This window comes from Sphingomonas sp. GC_Shp_5, from assembly GCF_026540855.1.
Lineage (GTDB): Bacteria > Pseudomonadota > Alphaproteobacteria > Sphingomonadales > Sphingomonadaceae > Sphingomonas.
In genome coordinates this window covers 94,505-116,867 of the sequence record NZ_JALNUP010000008.1, presented here as the reverse complement: position 1 = coordinate 116,867, position 22,363 = coordinate 94,505, and the positions used below count along the sequence as shown (strand labels likewise).

General features: G+C 66.0%; 15 protein-coding genes and 1 riboswitch. Of the genes, 10 read left to right on the top strand and 5 right to left on the bottom strand.

Annotated elements, in window-relative coordinates; all coding sequences use genetic code 11:
* Positions 1-45: 45 nt before the first annotated feature.
* From OXR60_RS08550 to OXR60_RS08540, 3 genes are all read right to left on the bottom strand, one after another.
* Positions 46-2,061, bottom strand: a complete 2,016-nt coding sequence (locus OXR60_RS08550; RefSeq protein ID WP_267395445.1) for a TonB-dependent receptor — start codon at positions 2,059-2,061, stop codon at positions 46-48.
* 175 nt (positions 2,062-2,236) lie between these two features.
* Positions 2,237-2,480, bottom strand: a riboswitch (cobalamin riboswitch).
* 71 nt (positions 2,481-2,551) lie between these two features.
* Positions 2,552-3,706, bottom strand: coding sequence for a crosslink repair DNA glycosylase YcaQ family protein (locus OXR60_RS08545; RefSeq protein WP_267395443.1), 1,155 nt, complete (start codon positions 3,704-3,706; stop codon positions 2,552-2,554).
* Between the two features lie 17 nt (positions 3,707-3,723).
* Positions 3,724-5,679 carry a beta-N-acetylglucosaminidase domain-containing protein gene (locus OXR60_RS08540; RefSeq protein WP_267395442.1) on the bottom strand — a complete coding sequence of 652 codons (1,956 nt, stop codon included), beginning with the start codon at positions 5,677-5,679 and terminating at the stop codon, positions 3,724-3,726.
* Positions 5,680-5,818: 139 nt separating this feature from the next.
* Between OXR60_RS08540 and OXR60_RS08535 the strand changes: the two genes are divergently transcribed.
* The 4 genes from OXR60_RS08535 (at position 5,819) to OXR60_RS08520 (ending at position 8,897) form a co-directional block, all read left to right on the top strand.
* On the top strand, positions 5,819-6,919 hold the full coding sequence (locus OXR60_RS08535; RefSeq protein ID WP_267395441.1) for a lactonase family protein: 1,101 nt from the start codon (positions 5,819-5,821) through the stop codon (positions 6,917-6,919).
* Positions 6,920-6,963: 44 nt separating this feature from the next.
* Positions 6,964-7,866: a Gfo/Idh/MocA family oxidoreductase gene (locus OXR60_RS08530; protein WP_267395440.1), complete on the top strand. Its 903-nt coding sequence runs from the start codon at positions 6,964-6,966 to the stop codon at positions 7,864-7,866.
* A gap of 242 nt (positions 7,867-8,108) precedes the next feature.
* Positions 8,109-8,414 carry a response regulator gene (locus OXR60_RS08525; protein WP_267395439.1) on the top strand — a complete coding sequence of 102 codons (306 nt, stop codon included), beginning with the start codon at positions 8,109-8,111 and terminating at the stop codon, positions 8,412-8,414.
* A gap of 102 nt (positions 8,415-8,516) precedes the next feature.
* Positions 8,517-8,897: a response regulator gene (locus OXR60_RS08520; RefSeq protein WP_267395438.1), complete on the top strand. Its 381-nt coding sequence runs from the start codon at positions 8,517-8,519 to the stop codon at positions 8,895-8,897.
* On the opposite strand, the gene OXR60_RS08515 is transcribed toward OXR60_RS08520, so the two are convergent.
* Entirely contained in the window at positions 8,878-9,087 is a 210-nt protein-coding gene (locus OXR60_RS08515; protein ID WP_267395437.1) for a hypothetical protein, read from the bottom strand. The genes OXR60_RS08520 and OXR60_RS08515 overlap by 20 nt on opposite strands.
* A 306-nt stretch (positions 9,088-9,393) precedes the next feature.
* On the opposite strand from OXR60_RS08515, the gene OXR60_RS08510 reads away from it, so the two are divergent.
* The 5 genes from OXR60_RS08510 to OXR60_RS08490 all read left to right on the top strand — a co-directional run bounded on the left by OXR60_RS08510 (position 9,394) and on the right by OXR60_RS08490 (position 20,802).
* A complete protein-coding gene (locus OXR60_RS08510; RefSeq protein WP_267395436.1) occupies positions 9,394-11,775 on the top strand; it encodes a DPP IV N-terminal domain-containing protein in 2,382 nt (793 codons plus the stop codon).
* Between the two features lie 538 nt (positions 11,776-12,313).
* A complete protein-coding gene (gene pip, locus OXR60_RS08505) occupies positions 12,314-13,405 on the top strand; it encodes a prolyl aminopeptidase (protein WP_267395435.1) in 1,092 nt (363 codons plus the stop codon).
* A gap of 282 nt (positions 13,406-13,687) precedes the next feature.
* The gene (locus OXR60_RS08500; protein ID WP_267395434.1) at positions 13,688-16,240 is read left to right on the top strand and encodes a TonB-dependent receptor; all 2,553 of its coding nucleotides are present in this window, start codon (positions 13,688-13,690) and stop codon (positions 16,238-16,240) included.
* 173 nt (positions 16,241-16,413) lie between these two features.
* Positions 16,414-19,539 (top strand): autotransporter domain-containing protein, encoded by a 3,126-nt coding sequence (locus tag OXR60_RS08495; protein ID WP_267395433.1) that lies wholly within the window; start codon positions 16,414-16,416, stop codon positions 19,537-19,539.
* Between the two features lie 60 nt (positions 19,540-19,599).
* Positions 19,600-20,802, top strand: coding sequence for an MFS transporter (locus OXR60_RS08490; RefSeq protein WP_267395432.1), 1,203 nt, complete (start codon positions 19,600-19,602; stop codon positions 20,800-20,802).
* Positions 20,803-20,841: 39 nt separating this feature from the next.
* Here the strand turns inward: OXR60_RS08490 and OXR60_RS08485 are convergent, their stop codons facing one another.
* Positions 20,842-21,684 (bottom strand): alpha/beta hydrolase, encoded by an 843-nt coding sequence (locus OXR60_RS08485; protein ID WP_267395431.1) that lies wholly within the window; start codon positions 21,682-21,684, stop codon positions 20,842-20,844.
* Between the two features lie 304 nt (positions 21,685-21,988).
* Here OXR60_RS08485 and OXR60_RS08480 point away from each other — a divergent pair, with 304 nt between their 5' ends.
* Complete coding sequence (locus tag OXR60_RS08480) at positions 21,989-22,291, top strand: UBP-type zinc finger domain-containing protein (protein WP_267395430.1); 303 nt, start codon at positions 21,989-21,991, stop codon at positions 22,289-22,291.
* Positions 22,292-22,363: the final 72 nt, after the last annotated feature.

Below are 22,363 nucleotides of genomic sequence, written 5' to 3'. Positions count from 1 at the left end.
CGGCTGCCGGCATCGCCAATGCCGAGCCCGGCAGCCGCTCTCGGGCTAGAAGTTCACTCGGGCCCCCACGCGCACCGTGCGCGGTTCGACGACGCGGCTGAGGCGCCCGTCGACAGGGCCCGCCGTGTCGACGGAGGGGATGTAGGATTCGTAGTAATAAGCGATATCCTTGTCGCGGCTGTCGAGCAGGTTGAGCACTTCGCCGTAAAGCTCGAACCGGCCGATCTTGCGCGCGCCACGCAGGTTGACGACGGTGCTGCCGGGATCGCGCACGCTATTGTCCTCGATCAGCGGATAGGGGCCGAGATGACGGACGCGCAGGCTCGCCTGCCAAGGACCCTGCACCAGCGCGACACCCGCCGAGGCGGCGTTCTCAAATGCATTGGGGATGCGATCGCCATTATCGTAGCGCGAGTGGCTGGCCGTGTAATTGCCGTCGAGCGCCAGCCAGGGAAGCGGTCGCCAGAACGCCACCAACTCGTAGCCGTGGCGCTTGCTCGCGCCGGTCGGTTCCACCGCGTTGGAATCGCCGACGAAGCGCAACTCGCTGTCGACATCCAGCCACCAATAGGTCGCGGTGAGCGACAGCCCGTGCCACTGCCAGCGCGCGCCAAGCTCCCGGGCGTCGCCGCGGACCAGCACCGGCACCGGCGTGTCGACGTTGACTGCACCGCGCACGTCGTTGGAATGAAAGCCGCGGCCCCAATTGCCGTACAGCTCGAGCCACGGCGCCGGCGTGTAGGCGACCGAGGCCTTGGGCGAGAGGATGGCGTCGCCGCCGCTGCCGGTGCCCGCCGCGGCGGCGGCCGCGTCCCGCGCGCGCACCGCATAATGATAATAATCGGCGCGCGCGCCGCCGGTCAGGCGAAGCCCGGCGAGCGGCGTCCAGGTCGCTTCGCCGTACAGCGCCGCCGAGGCTTCCTCGACATGGTAGCGGCCGAGCGAGGTGAGGAACGTCCGGTCGCTGGTCCGCGCGACGCCGACGCTGCCGATATGGTCATAGCGTTCCTCGGTACCGACCGAGAACGCCAGCGCCGGCGACAGCGTCCACTGCTTGTCGCCACGCGCGCCGATGATCCAGCGCCGGTCGAACTGGCGGATCTGCGCACTGGTGCCGTCGGGATCGGTGTAGGTGGGGTTCGAATACATCGACCAGTCGTAGAACTGGCCATAGACATTCGCCGTCCAGCTCGGCTGGCGCACCAAGAGGTTGCCTATCAGCCGCGTCGTCTCGCCGCGCGCGCTCGGATCGGGCGAGCAGAACACGTCCGGGCAGATCGCCGTGCCGATGATCCGCTCGGGAATCTGCTCGGTGGGCCGCCAAGTCGCGCGATAGGCATTGAGCGACGCCTCGATCTGCCCGGTGCCGGCGGGCCTAGTGTATTTGGCGAAGCCCGACAGATGGCGCAGATGCTCCGGTTCCTGCCAGGGGCCGTCATAGGTCTTGGCCTGCCCGACCAGGGTCAGCGTGCCGTCGCCGACGCCATCGATCGTGCCGCCAGCGGCGATCCGGCCATAATGGTAGGAGCCGCCCTCGATCGACAGCCATGGCGCGTCGAAGCGGTCGATGGTGGTCATATAGGCGGCGCCGGCCAGCGCGAAGTCTCCGCCGTCGGCGCGGTAGGGGCCTTTGCGGAAATCCTCGCGGGCGACGATCTCGGGGATGAGTCCGTTGAGATCGAGGTAGCCCTGGCCATGGCCATGGGTGCGCAGGTTCATCTGCACGCCGTCGACATAGGTGGTGAAGTCCGTTCCGTGATCGAGGTTGAACCCGCGTAGGAAATATTGATTGGCCTTGCCGCTGCCCGAATGCTGCGCGGCGACCAGGCCCGGCACCGCCTCGATCAGCTCGGCGACGCGCAGCAGCGGTCGCACCAGCAGGTCGGCACCGGCCACCGTACCCTCGCTGGCGGCATGGGCGACGCCGATCTTGGCCTCGCCTCGGCCGAATACGACGATGTCGTCGGCCGGCGGCGGCGTCTTGTCGGTGGTTTGCGCCTGCGCGGCCCCGGCGATGCCGTTCGCCGCCAGGCAAGCCAGTAGTATCGTTACATTGTTCATGGTCGTTCCCGTCCGGCGTCATGCGATCATGGACAGGGCTCTCCGCTGCTAGCGGCCGGCGCACGTCAGCGGGCCGACGCCTCTCAGCGCCCGCCGACACGAACCGATGCGACCCCCGCCGCTCGTTCGTCGCTCAGACGGCCAAACCGTGCCCCGACCATCCCCTGGGTCAAAGCAAGAGCGACCAGACGCCGGCAGGTCTCCTGGCTCACGGGTCGACATGACGATACAGGGCCTTCCCAGGCCTCGTCCGATTCGACGTCCGGCCCAGTGGCTGCCTGCCTCTCGGTTGGAGGCAGGCGATCCGTATCGCACTCACCGCTTACAGTTGCAGGGACAGCCGCGGCATTGGGCCATGGAGGCCCGCACCGCATTCCCTTTTAAGCCCCGTCAGGGGCACCAGCGCGATCTATCGGCAGCAACGCCGTGAAGCGCCGCAGCCGCGCGTCTGTCTAGCGCGTGGAGGCTGGCGGATGCAACTCGGCGCCGATCAGCTGCCGAGGCTCCGCTCCCATAGCGGGTCCAGCACCAGGCCGAGCCAGCCCGCCATCCGCGCTAGTTCCTCGCCGAGCGCCGCTATCGTATGGCTCGGCGCGGTCGGCTCGATGCTGGCCTGCTGCACGATCAGCGTCGCGCTCTTGCGATCCGCCTTGAGATCGACCCTCGCCACCAGCGCCCCGTCGAGCAGGAAGGGGAGGACGTAATAGCCGTGCTCGCGCTGTGCCGCGGGCGTGTAGATTTCGAGCCGGTAGCGGAAGCCGAACAGCCGCTCGGTGCGCTCCCGGTGCCACACCAACGGATCGAATGGCGATAGCAGCGCCGCGCCGGTGATCCGGCGGCCGGCGCGCGCGTCGCGGTGCAGATAGGCCGGCTGGCGCCAGCCGCGCACGCGCGCGGGGACGATCGTCCCGGCCTCGACGAGCTGTTCGATCAGGCGCGGCACCTCGGCGGGCGACAGCCGGTAATAGTCGCGCAGGTCGCCGGCGGTGGCGATGCCGAGCGCCCCCGCCGCCAGGCCGAGTAGCGCGCGACGGGCATCGTTGTCGCTCGGCGTCGGCGTGTCGAGGACGGCGCGCGGCAGCACCCGTTCGGGCAGGTCGTATACCCGCTCGAACGTGCTGCGCCGATGCGGCGAGGCAATGAGGCCGGCCCAGAACAGCCATTCGAGCGCATGCTTGCCCTCGCTCCACACCCACATGCCCTTGGCCGCCCTGGCGCCGGCGAGATCGGAGGCGGCGATCGGCCCGTCCGCGGCGATGCGGGCGAGCAGCGCATCGGCTTCGGCGCGGCGAGGGCCGGCAAAGGGCGCGAGTTGTCGCCAAATCCCCAGGCCGGCGCGGGCCTGGGCCATGCGCCAGCGCAGCAGCGGCTGGCTGGTGACCGGCAACAGCGATGCCTCATGCCCCCAATATTCGAAGAACCGCTTCGGCCGCTCGGCCATGATCTCGTCGAGCAGCGTGCGATCATAGCCGCCGAGCCGCGAGAACAGCGGCAAGTAATGGGCGCGGACCAGCACGTTGACGCTGTCGATCTGGAGCAGCCCGAGCTGCGTGATCGCGCGGTGCAGCCGTGCCGGATCGACCGGCCGCTCGCGCTCGCGACCGTTGAAGCCGGCGGCGGTCAGCGCGATCCGCCGGGCCTCCATGGGCGAAAGCTCCAGGCTCAGCGGTGTTCCACCGCGATCAGCGTCGGGGCGTCGGCGATGAACCGGTCGAGCACGCCGTCGGCGAGCTTGACCGGGCCGCCGAACCGGGTCGCGCCGGGGATGGTCTGGACCGCTGCGGCCTTGGCCGCGAGCTGCCGGGCATCGGCGAGATAGCGCGTCGCGGCGGGGCTGCCGTCATTGGCCGCTCCAAGTCCCGCCACGGTCAACTGCAGCGCGCGGCCCCACAGCTGCATCGCGTCGAGCCAAGGCCGTGACTGGTCGGCAAAGGCGGGGTCGACTGCGCCGGCGCGGATGACGTCCGGCGCACCGGCGATCTCGTCGGCGCGGGTGCCCAGCGCCGCGAGCGCGTCGTGGCGCGCGGTCTCGTCGCCATCGGCAAGCGTGCCACGGACACGGTCGAGCAGCGCCTTCAGCTCGGGGGCCTGTTCCTGCCACGGCTGGCTGCCGAAGGTCGGCGCGAGATGCTGGGTATCGAACAGGGTGAGCAGCGCGGCGGTCGCCCGCGCGTCGCCGCCCGCCATCGTCCGTGCCGCGGCTCGCCAGGTGCGATCGGCATCATAGCCCTGATCGTTCCAGGCGAACGCCGCGACCCCGGTCACCGCGATGCGGCTTGGCGCTTCCTGGTTCATCGGGTTCGCCAGGATGCCGGTCAGTTCGCCCGACAGGCCCGCCTCGCGCCGCGCATAGGGCGCGACCAGCAATCGGCCGGCTGACTGGGTGTAATCGTTGACCGGATAATTGTCCCACAGCAGCGTCTTGCGCCCGAACGCCTTGGTCGCGGCCTTGGCATCGGGCACCGAGATCGCGGGCGGCACCACGTCGGTGCCGGTCCATTGCACCACAATCCGCGGATCGAGATGCGCGCGCAGCGCCGCCTTGTACGGGCTTTCCTTGGCATCATAATATTCGGTCGGCACCATGATCAGCGGCCGCGACGCGCGGTCCTGGGCAAGCAGGTCGGCCTGCACCGCGTTGAGCAGCTGCGCCTGGGCGACGCCGGCCGCCGCCGCGCCCGGTGGGCCGAAGCTGGTCTTGTCCTTGTCGCAATTCCACTTGGTGTATTCGATGTCGTCGAGCGCGACATAGAAGCTGTCGACGCCGATCGAGCGCAGCGCGGCGAACTTGCGCTTGAGCGCGGCGACGTCGGCGGGATCGGAAAAGCAGATCGAGGGGCCCGGCGACACCGCATAGACGAAGTCGACGTGATCGGCGCGCGCCGTCTTCTCGAGTGCGCCGAGCGCGCTCAGCGTCGCGGCGGGGTAGGGATCGCGCCAGCGATCGCGCGCAAAGGGGTCGTCCTTGGGGCTGTAGACATAGGTGTTCGCCTTGACGCTGGCGAGGAAGTCGAGATGCTTGGTGCGATCGGCCATCGTCCAGGGCGCGCCGTAGAAGCCCTCGATCGTGCCGCGGATCGGCATCGCCGGGTGATCCTGGATCGTTACCGCCGGGAAGGTGGCGCGCTGCGTCAATTGGCGGAAGGTCTGCGCGGCGTGGAACAGGCCGTCGGCATCCGCGCCGGCGAGAGTGATGAGGCCGCCACGGCCGCTCTTGATGCTGGCGATGGTATAGCCTTCGCCATGGCCGTCCCGCACCGTGCCGCTGCGGGCCAGTGCATCGCGGATGAGCGGGGCGTCGCCGGTGCCAAGCAGGATGTACGGACGATCGAGCACCGCCGGCACCCGCTGCGCGGTGGTGATCGAGTCCACCCCCGCGGCGGTGAGAATGTCGCGCACCAGCGCCGTCGTCCCGGGTTCGACGCCGGGCGCTGCTATCAGCACCACATCCGCGCCGAGCGGGATCGCGCCGCTGCCGAGCGTGATCGATACGGGCGCAGGATAGAGCGCGGGCAGGGTAACCGGCGCTGCGGCCAGCGGGGTCGGCGCAACGGTGGCGAGGAGCGGCAGCGCGGCCAGCATCAAGGCATAGGCACGCCAGTCTGTCCGTCCGCTCATCCACATTCCCCGGTGTTGAATTGGTATCATCGACGTCAGCTTAGCAGGCGACTTTGCCGAGGCAAGTGACGGTGACTGGCCCATACGACCATGGCGATGTTGACGCGACCGACGGCGCACGGTTCAAGAGGACATGACCATGGACAACTCCTCAATACCCACCCGGCGAAGCTTTGTCGGCGGCGCGCTGGCGCTTGGTGCGCTCCCCACTGGCGCGGCGGCGGCGCCCGCGCCGACGCTGATCGGCGGCACCTATGCCAATGAAGGCGGCCCCGGGCTCGTTTCGCTCAAGGTCGGTGCCAATGGCATCGTCGCGGGCGCAGCGATCGCCCGGATCGGCAATGCGTCGTTCGAGGTGAAGAGCGCGCGGCGCGGCATCCATTATCTGGTCGACGAACAGACCCAGGGCGGACTCGGCGTTTACGACGGCGCCTTCCGGCAACTCGCCAAGCGGCCGACGCTCGGCGCCGATCCCTGCCACGCGGCGCTCAGCCCCGACGGGACGATGCTCGCCGTCGCCAATTATTCGAGCGGCAGCGTCGCGCTGTGGCGGCTTGATCGCGCGGGGCTGCCGCAAGGCGATGCGCAACTGGTGCGCCACGAGGGCCGCGGGCCTAACAGCGAGCGACAGGCGGGGCCTCATGCCCATTGGGTCGGTTTTGCCGCTAACGGCACGCTGCTCCACTCGGTCGATCTTGGCGCCGACGCGATCTTTGCGCATCATCTCGATGCCGCGACCGGCGCCGTCACCCACACCTCGATCGCCTATCGCGCAGTCGCCGGATCGGGACCGCGTCACCTCGCGCGCCACCCCCGGCTGCCGGTTGCCTATCTGGTCGCGGAGCTCGCCAACACGGTGACGATCCTGCGCAGCCGGGCGGATGGCACCTTCGCGGCGCGTAGCGTGGTGTCGACGCTGCCGGCGGCCTTCCACGGCGATTCCGCCGCGGCGCACATCTCACTCAACCGTGCCGGCACCCGACTCTACGTGTCCAACCGGGGCCATAACAGCATCGCGGTGTTCGCCGTCGACGCGGACGGTGACTTGCGGCTGCTCCAGCATATCGACAGTGGCGGCAACTGGCCGCGGCTGTTCGTGCTGCTCGACGATCAGGGCACGATGCTGGTCGCCAACCAGCGCTCGGGCACCATCGCCCGACTAAACATCATGGCCGATGGTCGGCTCGCGACGACCGATCAGCGCGCCAAGGTAGCGGGAATCGCCTTCATCGGCGCATAGCGCTGCCGCTCGCGGCTGGCGGGTGGTCGATAAGGAATTTCCACATGCGCATTCTGGTCGTCGGCCTGGGGGACATCGCCCGCAAGGCCTATCTGCCGATCCTCGCGACGATGCCCGGCCTCGAGCTCCATCTCGCCACCCGCCATCGCGCCACGCTCGACGAGGTCGGCGCGGCGCATCGGATCCCGCATCGCTACACGAGCCTCGACGCAGCGATGGCCGCTGCCCGCTACGACGCGGCGTTCGTCCATGCGGCAACGGTGGCGCATCCCGCGCTGGTCGAGATGTTGCTGGCCCACGACATCCCTGTGCTTGTCGACAAGCCGCTGGCGGACAATCTCGACGAGGCGGCCAGGCTGATCGACCACGCGACCCGCCGCGGATGCTTGCTTGCGGTCGGCTTCAACCGCCGCTTTGCGCCCGATTATGCGGCGCTCCGCCACGCGCCGCGCAGCCTGCTGACGATGCACAAGCATCGCCGCGCCCACCCTGACGCGCCGCGCCGGGTTATCTTCGACGATTTTATCCACGTCGCCGACACGCTGCGCTTCCTCGCTCCGGCAACCATTGATCGCGAGCAGATCGACGTCGTCGCCGCCGGCGGCATGCTGGAGAGCGTGATGCTCACGCTGGCAGGCGACGGCTTCCATGCGGTTGGCACCATGAACCGTCGCTCGGGGCTCGACGAGGAGCGGCTCGATGTCATCGGTGGCGACGTCAGACGGGCGGTGCTCAACCTGTCCGAGCGGGTGGAGGCGGATGGCGCCGAGCGCGTGTCGCGGCGCGGGGACTGGACTCCCGTGGCGCGCCAGCGCGGCTTCGAGGCGATGTGCGCCGATTTCCTCGCTGGCGTGCGCCAAGGAAGGGCAACCGCGGCCGCGGACTTGTACGACACTCACGCGCTGTGCGAGCGCATCGTCGCGCAGGCCATTCTGGCGGGGAGTTAATTTCGGCATCTTTCTCGATGTGTCCGGCCGAAAGCAGGCGGATTGCGGATCAACCGAAGCCGGCTTGCATCGGTTCAAGACCGCCTCACAAACTCATTGCGCAAGCGTTCTCATTGACAACTAATGATAATATCCGGAACGGCCTTCGGCGCGAGCGGTTGACTTTCGGTGGCCGAAAACCCCAGCCGCTTCGTCGTCCTAGTCGTTGAAGACGAGCCCTTCGTGCGTATGATCGCGGTGATGTGTTGATTGAGCACGGGATGATCGTTCTCGACGCCGACTGCGTCGAAGAGGCGCTGGCGGTCATCCAGGCAGCAGGTCGGATCGATCTGCTCTTCACCGATATCAATATGCCTGGCAATCTCGACGGCATTGATCTCGCTGTTATCGCTCACCGTCAGCAACCTGATTTGAAGCTCATCGTCACCTCGGGAGGGCCGAATTTAGCTGCCGCTGACATTCCCAATCACGGGGTTTTTATCCCGAAACCGTATGATCCACGCGCGCTGACGCTATTGGTTGATGCCAAGATGGCCGCGCCCCACTGAGATTGTCGCCCTTGCGTCATCGGTGCGTTCAACAAACGATCGTTTTATGGACAACCCACCTTAACTAAATTCAGCTCAGCAAGGGCCCGATCGTCGTCGAGCATGGTTGTAACAAGCGACGCGATTGGAAAGCATGTGTGCCATGTACTGATTATTGAAGATGATTGGCTGATCGCAGATTATGTCGAACAGCTGGCACGTGACGGGGGTGCGACCTCTATTGAGATTGTCGATTGCGAGCGGGATGCGGTTCAAGCTGCGGCCGGTCGGCGCCCCGACATCATCCTATCGGATGTAAATCTGCGGGCTGGAACTGGCCCGTTAGCCGTACACACGATCCAAGAGACCTGGGGGCCGATTCCGGTCATCTTTATAACGGCCATGCCACAAGAGTGCATGCCGTGTGACGCGCAAGCAGTGATTTTGACCAAACCGCTCAACCCCCAGGCGTTGACTGAAACGTTTAGGCGCCTTGCACCGTAGCGGCCCGTGGCCAAAGAAGCGAGGCGACATGCAGGATCGTGGACTCGGCAAGCCAGTAACCCGGGCCACTGGAATCGCCGCTGCCGTCTGCCTGGTTGAGCACCGGCGCGTTGGACAGCAGATTGTTGAGCGCATCGGCAGCGGCGATGAACCCGTGATCGGTAATCGATTGAGATGTGATCTCCGACACCGGCGCGGCATTGTCCAGCCTGGCAAGGCGGATCCGAGCCGGTGACGACGATCATGTCGGCGCTGTCGGGCGCGGCATCGGCGCTGGTCGCGATCGACTGATCGAGCAGTGCCTGGTGTCCTGCGTCTGCGCCAGTGCCGATGTGTCCGCCATCGCAGCGAGGTCGTCGTAGCGTCGGCTAACGCTAAGCATGGTGGACCTGCGCTATTGTGATCGTCGCCGCCGGTCTCCATGATGGCCATGCCCATTCCAGGGGGCAGCAACGCTTGGGGTGAGCGACGGGACAAGCCCCTCACACTCTCTTCCGTGAATCTCGACTTCCAACCTTCAGAAAGCTCCTTGATGCGTTTGATCGCCTGCTTGCTTTGGGCTTCCATGATCGTCGGCACGGCGGCCGCGCAGCAGCGACCGACGGTGACTGCCACCGACTATGATCGCGCCATGCACCAACTGAGCCCGTGGACATCGCCACTGGTCGACCACGCGGTGCGGGCAGCGCATTGGATCGATGCCCGGCACTTCTGGTATGCGGACACCAGCCACGGCGTGCCGACGATCATGCTCGGCGATGCGGCGAAGGGCACGAAGGTACCAGCCTTCGACACGGCGGCATTGCTGACATCGCTGAATGCGGCCGGGCTGAAGGAGCAGGACGCGAAGAGGCTGTTCGTCGAGGGGCTGGAGCCGGATTTTACGGCGAACACCGCGGTCGTGAGCGTTGGTGGCGAGCGTTATTCGTGCGCGCTGGCGCAGCCTTATGATTGCAGGACGATGGCTAAGCTCGACGCCGGCCAGATCGCTGGCGCCGCGGCGCAGCGAAGCAGGGCGTCTGCGGTGGTCTCTCCGGATGGCAAGCGCGCGGCGTTTGTGCGGGACTGGAACCTGTGGGTACGGGACGTCAACTCCGGCGCGGAGCGGCGGCTGACGACAGATGGCGTCAAGGATTTCGGCTACGCGACGGATAACGCTGGCTGGAAACACTCGGATCAGGCGATCGTGATCTGGTCGCCGGATTCGCGGAAGATAGCGACCTTCCAGCAAGATCAGCGCACGGTCGCGGACTTCACGACGACCACGACGCAGGTCGGCCACTCCCTTACGGACACGTGGAAATACCCTTTCGTGGGCGACAAGGAGATCATCCATATCCAGCGTGTCATCATCGATGTGGACGATGCCCGCGTCGTCCGTCTGAAGATGTCGCCCGACCTGCACCGGTCATCGCTGTGCGACGACGTGGTGTGCGGCGCGGGTCCGCAGGACATGCAATGGGCCAAGGACGGCCGGACGCTCGCGTTCGTGTCGACCTCGCGCGACCACAAGGTGGAGACGGTGCGCATCGCCGATACGGCGACGGGCACGGTGCGCGAGGTGTTCACCGAGACGGTGCCGACCTGGTTCGACAGCGGATACAATGACGAGGGTATCAACTGGCGCTATCTGTCAGAGCGAGGCGAGATCCTGTGGTGGTCGCAGCGCGACGATTGGGGTCATTACTATCTGTACAGCGCACGTACCGGCAGGCTGGTACGGCAGGTGACCCAAGGCCACTGGAACGTCGACCATCCGGTGTTCATCGACGAGCGCAGCGGGAAGATGCTGGTCGCCGGGGTCGGGCGGGAACCCGGCGTCGATCCCTACTATCACAGCATCTATGCGATCAATCTTAAGGGCGGCAAACCGAAGCTGCTGACGCCTGAGAAGCAGGACCATATCGCGACGCCCTCGAGCGACGGACGTTACTTCGTGGATATCTTTTCGACTCCTCAGGAGCCGCAGACCGCGGTCTTGCGGCGTGCGGATGGCACGGTGGTCAAGGAGCTGGCGAAAGGCGACGTGACCCGATTGCGAGCGGCGGGCTGGCAGGCGCCGGAGAACATCGCCGTCCGGTGCGCCGACGGCAAAACGCTGTGCTACGGGCTGCTCTTCAAGCCGGCGAGGCTTGATCCGCGGCAGAAATATCCGGTCATCGACTATATCTATCCAGGGCCGTTCATCGGAACGATTTCGTCCCGGCAGTTCGCTCCGTCTATGGGCGACGCCGGTGCGTTGGCACAGCTCGGCTTTGCCGTGGTGGAGATCGACGCGCTGGGTACGCCGCGCCGCTCGAAGATCTTTCAGGACTTCTACTATCACGACATGGGCAAGCAAGCCGTCCCTGACCAAGTCACTGGGATCAAGGATCTGGCGTCGCGACATGCATGGATGGATACCGATCGGGTCGGCATCTGGGGGCACTCAGGCGGCGGCAATGCGACCGCCGCTGCGATGTTTCGCTACCCTGAGTTCTTCAAGGTTGGGATTGCCGAGAGCGGCAACCACGACAACCGGAACTATGAAGACGATTATTACGAAAAGTACCTAGGTTTGCTGGAGAGTAACGGGAAGAGCTCCAACTATGATGTGCAGGCCAATGAGGATCTCGCTCGCAACCTGACGGGCAAGTTGATGCTAGCGCATGGTATCCTCGACGATAACGTGCCGGTGTCGTCGACACTGCTGGTGGTCGACGCGCTTCAGAAAGCGAACAAGAACTTCGATCTGGTGCTATTCCCCCGCGCGCATCACGGCTACGGCGATCAAGCAAACTATATGATGCGGCGTCGCTGGGACTATTTTGTCGACAATCTGATGGGGGCAGAGCCGCCTAAAGAGTTCAAGATAGTAGCGCCCGGTGTCGCAAAGTGAGATAGGGCTGCCGGTGTTCAGCGGGAACTTGCGCTACGCGGAGTGCACCCGTGAAAAAAACGGCTTAGTCCTAGTCCGTGACAAATCAGAGATTGCTCTAGACAGCCTTTTTAGGCTGTAAATCTCGCCGTTGACATGATCGGACTAGATCCCGCTTCGGATGTGTGTCGAGCGTCGAATATCGATGATCACAGAAGTGGCGCATCGTTCAGCGCGGGCTCTGCGATCAGTCTCCGGATACGACAACGCCGTCCTTACCGGCGGCGTTGTCGTTTGACGGCCAAAGCGCGGCCGGGGTTGGTTGCGAACAGGCCGCCGTTGACCAACTGCCACCCGCTCGATTGCAGCCGAACCGACGTCCGCGGCGTGGCAGGCCAAGTGGCGATACATCGCCTGAACGCCTCAATTGTCTCGACAGGCCGTGCCGCGCCGCTCGATGGCATGCCGTGACCATCACAGATAGCCGCACGAAGTTGCGAACGGGTTCAGGGCCGGTTAGCCCTCGCACACGCAGTAAGGATGAACGATCATTATTCCCGTGCTTCAGGCGACCAGTGCCATAACGGACGAGTGGACATACCCGGCCGCCGAACCCAATCGCAGCGGGCTGTTGCAGGTCGATGCCGCGCCCGATCATCGGCTATACTGGGAGGAATATGGCAACTCGGCGGGCGAGCCGGTGATGTTCCTGCACGGCGGGCCCGGTGGCGCCTGTGCGCCGGTGATGGCACGCTTCTTCGATCCGGCGCGCTACCGCGTCATCCTGTTCGACCAGCGCGGTTGCGGCCGCAGCGAGCCAACCGTTGCCGAGGCGGGGCCGCAGCTGGCGTTGACCCGCAATTCCACCGACTATCTGGTCGAGGACATCAACGCCTTACGCGACGCGCTCGGTATCGTCGGCAAGATGCACGTGTTCGGCGGAAGCTGGGGCAGCACGCTCGCGCTGGTCTATGCGATCCGCCATCCGCAGCATGTCGCCACGCTGATCCTGCGCGGCATCTTCATCGGCGCGCGCGAGGATCTGCGCTACATGTACCAAGGCAATGCCGCGACCTTCGCCGAAGCGCCGTTCGCGCTGACCGAGCCCGGTAGCTATGTGACTTATCCCGACGAGTGGCGCGCGTTCGTCGAGGTTATTCCGGCCGATCGCCGCGCCGACATGATGCACGCCTATAAGGCGATCTTCGACATGGTGCCGCAGAGCGACGCCGATCGCGCGTTGCAGTTGCGCGCGGCGCTCGCCTGGTCGGTGTGGGAAGGCACGATCTCCAACATGATCCCGCAGGACGACGACCCCGGCAAGTTCGGCGATGCCGAGTTCGCGCTGTCGTTCGCGCAGATCGAGGCGCATTTCTTCGCCAACCACCTGTTCCTCGAGCCGGACTATATCCTCCGCAATGTCGATCGGATCGCGGCCACCCCAATGCATGTCGTCCACGGGCGGTTCGACCAGGTGTGCCCGCTCACCCAGGCATCCCGGCTGATCGCAGCGATGGCCGCGGTCGGTGCGACGCCGGTGACTTACGTGCGGACCAATGCCGGTCATAGCGCCATGGAATTGCAGACCGCGCTGGCCTTGACCGCCATCATGGATGGACTGGCGCCGATTGGCCCAGGCGATCAGCCGTAGGATAGCTTGCGGCGATCATCGCGCCAGCCTACTTCTGCCACCTCGCTCGGCCGTAGAGCACGCCCAACACTGACATATGCGCCAACAATCGGATGCATTGACGTAACCGTCGGTGACAAAGTGGTGCTTGGGTGCAACGCAACAAAACTCCGTTAATCAACGGGTTCGCGACACTCAGATCCGTCACAAAACTTTCTCATTCGCTGGCAAAGGGGGCCTGCCGCATCTCGCGGCAAGTCGGCGCCCTGGGGGGCTTTGAGGAAAATGATGCGACCGAAACACATGATGCTCGGCGTGGCCTATGCCGCGCTGATGATCCCAGCCGCTGCGTTCGCGCAGTCGACGGGCACCCGCGAGTTCGAGAAGTCGGACGACATCGTCGTGACCGGCGCCAACGCCGCCGAAGATTCGGGCGCAACGATTCCTGACAGCCCCAAGACCAAGGTTGCGCTCTCGAACGCGTTCCTCAGCCATGAGGTCGCCGGCCAGTCGGTACTCGAAACGATCAACAACCTGCCGGGTGTCAGCTTCACCAACAACGACGCTTATGGCTCGTCTGGTGGCACGCTCACCATCCGCGGCTTCGACGCCAGCCGCATCGCGCTGACCGTCGATGGCGTGCCGCTCAATGACACCGGTAATTATGCCATCTATTCGAACCAGCAGGTCGATCCCGAGCTGATCGAGCATGTCGAAGTCGTGCTCGGCTCGACCGATCTCGATAGCCCGACGGCGTCGGCGTCCGGCTCGACCGTCAACTATGTCACGGTGACGCCCACCGACCAGCCCGGTGCGCGGATGGCGGGATCGATCGGCGATCTCGACATGATGCGCGTGTTCGGCATGATCAACACCGGCACGTTCACGCCCTGGGGCACCAAGGCCTGGTTCGCGGCGAGCAACCAGACGTACAACGCCCAATATTCGAACCAAGGCAAGATCGACAAGACCGCCTATAACTTCAAGGTCTATCAGCCGATCGGCGGCAGCGGCGATTTCGTCTCGCTCGCGGGCAATTACAACGTCAACCGCAACAACAACACGCCCGATTTCTACCTCGATGCCGCGCCGCGCACCAAGGCAGCGCGCGACCAGACCATAGCTGCCTGCCAGGTGGATACGCCGCAGGCTGGCGTGTCGGACGTCCCTAATGCGTGCGGCACCGATTATACCGCGAGCTACAATCCGTCGAACACCGGCACGCTGCGCGGTTCGTCGAGCTTCCATCTCGGCCACAATCTGGTGCTCTCGGTCGACCCGACCTATTGGTACACCAAGGCGAACGGCGGCTCGAGTGCGGTGAACGCGTTCGAAAGCGCCGGCACCGGCGGTGCGCTCGGCTATGTTACCGGCGCCTACGGTACCGGCTATTATTTCGGCCGCGATCTCAACGGTGATGGCGACGTGCTCGATGACGGCCGCAAGGTCTGCACCGTGTTCAATGCCGACGGCAGCTGCAAGACGATGACGGCAAGCGGCGTCAAGCTGTATGCCCCGAGCCACACCCAGACCAATCGCGTGCTGGTGCTCAGCTCGTTGCTGTGGTCGCCGTCCGACACCCAGTCGCTGCGCCTCAGCTACACCTATGACCATGCCCGCCACCGCCAGACCGGCGAGCTCGCCCCGCTGCAGCAGAACGGCTTCTCGACCGCCTATTTCCCGATCGACGATCCGCTGCTCGATGCCGATGGCAACATCGTCGAGAAGCGCAACCGCAAGTCGTACGTGACGCTCAACGAAGTGTCGGGCGAATATCGCGGCCGCTTCTTCGACAATCATTTGACGGTCACCGGCGGTGTATCGGGCAAGTTCTTCCGCCGCGAGCTGAACAACTATTGCTTCACCACCTCGGCAACCGGCGGCGTCAGCTGCGTCGATGGCGATGCCACCGATCTTGCCGCCTACGCTGCGGCGAACCCCACGTACGTGCTGCCGCAGACCCGCAACTTCGCGTACAATCGCGTGCTGCCGAGCGCGGGCCTGACCTACAAGTTCGACAACGGCATGTCGCTGTATGCGAGCTATTCGGAAGGCATCCAGGTCCCGGGCACGGACAACCTCTATGCGTCCTTCTACAGCGCCCCAGGAGTCCAGGACACCAAGCCGGAGATCACGCAGAACTTCGACGCCGGCGTCCGCTACCACAGCGGCAAGATCGAGGCGCAGGTCGGCCCGTGGTACACGATCTTCTCGAACCGGCTGGCATCGTCCTATGATCCGGTCAACGACATCACCGTGTATCGCAATCTCGGCACCGTGCATAAGTACGGCGTCGACGGCAGCGTTATCTACCATCCGATCCGTCCGCTGACCCTCTATGCCTTCGGCTCGTACCTGAAGTCGAAGATCCTCGACGATGTCGTCACCGGCGAGTGCACCGCCGCCAACGTCACCGCGGGGCTCAACGCCGGCATCGGCACCTGCACCACCGCGGGCCAGTCGATCTATGCGTTGACCGCCGGCAAGCGTGAATCGGGCGCCCCGACCTACACCGCGGGCGGCCGCGCCCAGGTCGACGTCGACCCCGTCACCATCGGTGCCGAGCTCAAGCGTACCGGCCCGAGCTACCTCAACGACCAGAACCTCAATCTCGTCTACAATGGCGTGGATTATGGCAAGGTCACCAAGGGTTATACGGTGGTCAACCTCGACGCGCGGATGAACCTTGGCTGGACCGGTCTCAACGACAAGACCTACCTCCAGCTCAACGTCACCAACCTGTTCGACGTGCTGTACATCAACCACGCCAGCAGCGGCGTGGCCAACACCAACGATCCGTTCGTCTTCATCAGCCCGCCGCGCACCGTCTCGGCGACGCTGAACGTTCAGTTCTGATCCTGACACGGTAAGCGTACCGACCGCAGCTCCCGGCAACGGGGGCTGCGGTTTCGTTTTGGTAGTCGATTGCCGGCAGCCATCGACTGAAATGTCGAGCAACACCGGTGAGACGCAGGCTGGCTAGCGCCGCGGAGACGCGCCCCATGGCGCGCTTCTCGCTTGGGGTCACGATGCACAAAATCCTTCTGCTGGGCGTCTCGCCCATGGCGCTGTTCGCCGCCGCCGTCCCGTCTGCCGCGCAGACGGTGTCGTCCAATACCAGCAGCAATCTCGCCACGGGCGGCAGCGACGTCACGATCAACTCGGGCGTCACGGTATCTCCCGCCGCCGGTGCCGCGATCACGGTCAACAGCAACAACACGGTGACCAACAACGGCACGATCACCTTTACCGGTGTCAACGACAGCGCCGGGATCGTCGCGAGCGGCGGGCTTGCCGGATCGATCACCAACGCCGGCACCATCACCAACAGCGAGACCAGCACCGCCAGCGACACCGATGGCGATGGCGACAATGACACGCCGCTCGCCAACGGCAGCGGCCGCTATGGTATCCATGTCGTCGGTACCGGCACCGGCGGTGCTGCCTTCACCGGCACCGTCACCAACAGCGGCACGATCACCGTGGTCGGCAACAATTCCGCGGGCATCGCGATCGACGCGCCCTTGACCGGCTCGCTGGTCAGCAGCGGCGCGGTGAGCGTCATCGGCAGCGACAGCTATGCGATCCACACCGGCTCGGTCAGCGGCGATGTCACCATCTCGGGCGCGACCTCGGCGCAGGGCGAGAATGCGGTGGGTGTCGCCATCGACGGCGATGTCGGCGGGGCGCTCACCGTCAGCAGCAGCATCACCGCCACCGGTTTTCGCGACAGCGGCGCGCTCTACACCTATCCCGATGCCGACGACCTGCTGATCGGTGGCCCGGGTCTCGCGGTCGCGGGCAGCGTCGGCGGCGGGATCAGCATCGACAGTGCTGGCTCGGTGATCAGCTACGGCAGCGCGCCGGCGGTGCAGATCGGCGCGGCGAGCGGCACCACGATCGGCCTGGTCGCCGATACCACTTATGGTCTGTCGATCGCCGGCGCGGTCACCGGCTCGGGCGTCAACGCCGGCGTCGATGCCCAGGCGATCCGCGTCGGCGGCGAGGGGGGCACGGTCGCCATTGCCGGCGGGATCAGCATCGCCGGCACGGTGAGCGCGGTCGCCAACCAGGCCAATGCGCTCGGGCTCGAGCTCGCGAGCGGCACCGCCGTGCCGACGCTTGACGTCAGCGGCACGCTGAGCTCGACCGGCGGGGTCGGCACCTTTGCCTCGCGCGCCCTGGTGATCGAGGCCGGGGCGTCGGTGCCGTCGCTGATCAATTCGGGCACCATCGCCGCCTATAACAGCGGCAGCGCCGGGACCTCGGCGGCGATCCAGGATCTCTCGGGCACGCTCGCCAGCATCACCAACACCGGCACCATCGCCGCGTCGTTGACCGGCACCTATGCGGCCACCCAGTACACCGCGATCGATCTGTCTGCCAACACCAGCGGCGTCACCATCGCCCAGAGCGCCAGCACTGTCAGCGGCGCGGTGCTCCCCACCATCGTCGGGCAGGTCATCACCGGATCGGGCAACGACAGCCTGACGCTGACCGCCGGGTCGCTGACCGGCGCGGTGTCGCTCGGCGCAGGCAACGACACGGTGTCGCTCGCCAGCGCGCAGCTCGTCGGCAATGTCGATTTCGGCAGCGGCGTCGGCACGCTCGCGCTGTCGGGCAGCGCGGCGCTGACCGGCGACGTCACGCTCGGCGCCGGCAGCAGCATCACGCTCGCGGATACCGCCTCGTTCACCGGCACGCTGGTGCAGAACGGCAATCCGGTCGCGCTCACCATCGCCGGCGGCAGCTTCGTGCCGACCACCACCGGCGCGGTCGCGCTGTCCAGCCTGTCGGTCGGCAGCACCGGCGTGCTCGGCGTCCATCTCGATCCTGCGACCGCGAGCGGCACGCTCTACACGGTCAGCGGCAGCGCCAATTTCGCCAGCGGCGCCAGCGTCGCGCTGACGATCGCCTCGCTGGTCACCCAGCCGCAAAGCTATACGATCATCCAGGCAGGCTCGCTGACCGGCGCGAGCAACCTCACCCTGACCACCGCCGATCTACCCTATCTGTACCAGGCGGCCCTCACCACCGATGCGACCGCCGGTACGGTTGGCGTGACGATCGGCGCCAAGACCGCGGCCGAGCTCGGGCTCAACCGCTCAGGGACCGCCGCTTATAGCGCCATCTATGCGGCCATTCCTGCCGACAGCGCGGTCACCGCCGCCTTCATCGCCGCCACCGATGCCGCCAGTTTCGCGCACCTCTATGGCGAGATGCTGCCCGAACATGCCGGGGGCACCTTCCTCGCGGCGGCCGACATCTCGCGTGGTGCGGCGGCGTTCATGGCCAATGATTCGGCGCCGCGCAGCACCAGCGGCGGCCTGTCGCTGTGGGTCGGCCAGCTCGGCAACCGCGCGAGCAAGAACCAGGGCGACACCGAGAGCTACGACCTGACCAGCTGGGGCCTGGCATTCGGTGCCGAATATAAGCTCGGCAAGTTCGGCACCGCCGGCATCGGCTATGACTGGTCGTACAACAGCGTCGACAATGGCGACAACGCCAACCAGGTGATCGGCTATCTCTCCGAGATCAGCGGCTATTGGCGCGGTAGCTGGGGCGGGCTCCATCTGTCCGGCCGCGCCGCAATCGGCCAGGTCTCTTATACCAGCAAGCGTTACCTGACCAATCCAGTCGACGATTCGGACATTGTTGCCCAGTCCGCCGCGGACTGGACCGGGCATACCATCGCGTTCGACGGCGGCGCGAGCTACCAGCTGGCGGTGGGCAGGGTCTATGTCCGCCCGACCGTGCAGGTCGATTATTTCCGCCTGAGCGAGGATGCGCATCAGGAAACCGGCGGCGGCGACGCCTTCGACCTGCTGCTGGCCAAGCGCACCAGCGATTCGCTCGCCGGCACCTATTCACTGGTCACCGGCTATCAGCTCGGGCGCGGCGAGACCGCAAGCCGGGTGGAGCTGGAACTCGGCGATCGCAGCCGGCTCAACGGGTCGGTGGGTGATACCACCGCCTCGTACGCCGGCGGCTCCACCTTCACGCTGCAGCCGGACGCCTTGCGCTACGGCCCGCTCGCCGCGGCGCGCTTTGTGGTCGGCAACGACTTCTATGGCGTGTCGGCGGAAGTGCGGGCGCAGAAGCTGGAGGATTATGTCGCCACCGGCTTCTCGGTCGCGCTCAAGCTCAACCTGTAGTCGGCGCCTCGGCGCATCGCGGGCGTTGTGCCGGGCGCCACCCATGTGCATGGCGCTGGCATGACGACCATCACCGATGACCCCGACGCGGCGGCGGCCCGCAAACCGGCGCTGGAGCGCGGGCTGACCCTCGCCCTGGCCGTCGCCGCGGGGGTGGCGGTGGCCAACATCTATTACAACCAGCCGATGCTCGGGGTGATGGAGCGCGACCTGCCGGGCGCGGCGACCATCCTGGTGCCGACCGCGACCCAGCTCGGCTATGCGAGCGGCCTGTTCCTGCTCGTGCCGCTCGGCGATCTGGTCGAACGCCGCAGGCTGATCGTGGTGCAATTCCTCGGCCTAGCCGTGGCGCTGGCACTCGCGGCGCTGGCGCCGAGCGCTGCGATGGTGATCGCCGCCTCGCTGCTCGTCGGTGTGCTCGCCACCGTCGCCCAGCAGATCGTGCCGCTCGCCGCCCATCTTGCCACGCCGGCGCGGCGCGGCGCCACCGTCGGCATCGTCATGTCGGGGTTGCTGTGCGGGATCCTGCTCAGCCGCACCCTCGCCGGCCTGGTTGCAACGCACGCCGGCTGGCGGGCGATGTTCTGGCTGGGCGTGCCGATGGCGCTCGGCACCGCGGCGCTGATGGCGACGCGACTGCCGCGCAGCATGCCGCAGGCGGATCTCAGCTATCGGGCGCTGATCGCGTCACTGGGCGGCTTGTGGCGCGCGTTTCCCGCGCTGCGCCTCGCCGTGGTCACCCAGGCGCTGCTGTTCGCCGGGTTCAGCGCCTTCTGGACGATCCTCGCGCTGCGCCTGCAGCAACCACCTTTCGGGCTCGGCGCCGATATCGCAGGGCTGTTCGGCATCGTCGGCGCGGTCGGCGTCCTCGCGGCACCGGTCGCCGGGCGGATCGCCGACCGTCATGGGCCGCGGCCGGTGATCCTGCTCGGCGCGACGCTGACGCTGATGGGCTGGGTGACGTTCGGGCTGTGGGTGTCGATCGCCGGGTTGATCGTTGGCGTCATCCTGCTCGATTTCGGGGTGCAGAGCGCCTTGGTATCGAACCAGCACATCGTCTACGCGCTTCGCCCCGAGGCGCGGGCGCGGCTCAACACCATCTTCATGGGGGCGATGTTCCTTGGCGGCGCGATCGGCTCGGCGTCCGCCACCGCGGCCTGGACACATGCTGGGTGGGGCGGAGTGTCGATCCTCGGTGGCGGGTTTGCCGCCGCCGCGGTGCTGGTGCAGCTCGGGGCGGCCGTTCGCCGGCGACGACCATGATGGTCGTGCCCGCAAACGGCCGCTGCGCGTGCGGTCGGCTCAGCCCTTCACGAAGGCGAGCAGATCGGGATTGATGATCTCGGCATGGGTGGTGAGCATGCCGTGGGGGAAGCCCTCGTAGATCTTGAGCGTGCCGTTCTGGACGAGCTTGATCTGGAGCATCGAGGCGTTCTGATAGGGGACGATCTGGTCGTCGTCGCCCTGGGTGATCAGCATCGGCACGGTGATCGCCTTGAGATCCTCGGTCTGGTCGGTTTCCGAGAACGCCTTGATGCCGTCGTAATGGGCAAGCGCGCCGCCGGCCATGCCCTGGCGCCACCAATTGTCGATCACGCCCTGCGACACCTTGGCGCCCGGCCGGTTGAAGCCGTAGAACGGGCCCGCCGCGAGATCGATGTAGAATTGCGCGCGGTTGGCGGCGAGCGCATCGCGCAGGCCGTCGAACACCGAGATCGGCAGGCCGCCCGGGTTGCTCTCGGTCTTGACCATCAACGGCGGTACCGCGCTGACCAGCGCCGCCTTGGCGACGCGGCCCTGCGGCTGGCCATAGCGGGCAACATAGCGCGCGACTTCGCCGCCGCCGGTGGAATGGCCGATATGGACTGCGTTGCGCAGATCGAGATGCTCGACCACTGCCGAGGCATCGGCGGCATAATGATCCATGTCGTTGCCGGTGTCCGCCTGGCTCGAGCGGCCATGGCCGCGGCGATCATGGGCGACGACGCGATAGCCATTGGCCAGGAAGAACAGCATCTGCGTGTCCCAATCGTCCGATGACAGCGGCCAGCCGTGGTGAAAATGGATCGGCTGGGCATCCCTGGGCCCCCAATCCTTGTAGAAGATCTCGATGCCGTCCTTGGTCGTCACAAAGCCGCTGCTCATGGTGCTTTCTCCGGTCAGTGAGCGTGGAAGTAATCGGGGGATGGTTTGTCTAAGCTATTATAATTGCCATCGATTATTTTGCGGGCGGGGCGATGGCGATGCTGTAGGACAGTCAAAGATCGTCTCTGACATGGTCGTTTTCGCCTTTGCCAGGAGAGTCGATGATGGAGCGATGCTAGGCGGCGCTTCGCGGTAGCGCAACCATAGTCAGGAAGAGCCTGGCGGGAGGATTTGATGTTATGGTGACACGGACCGATCCTTTCGCAAGATAGTCCCGACGCCACGCCTGACACGGAGAAGCCCAATGACCGGATGTTCGCACATGGCCGTGATCCACGACGTGACGCCGAGCGCGGCGGGATGCGAGGAATGCCTGAAGACCGGCAGCTGGTGGGTGCACCTGCGGCTCTGCCGGGTGTGCGGCCATGTCGGCTGTTGCGACGATTCGCCCAACAAGCACGCGACGGCGCATTTCCACACGTCCGGCCACCCGATCATCGAAGGCTATGATCCGCCCGAAGGCTGGGGCTGGTGCTATGTCGACGCGGTCGAGGTCGATCTTCCCGATCAGACGCCGCACCCGGGCCCGATCCCGCGCTTCGTCTAACGGGTATCGGTGCCGGCGCTGCTCGCGCCGGTGCTGGCAGCGCGATTGCCATTGGCGGCCGCCTCGCCGATG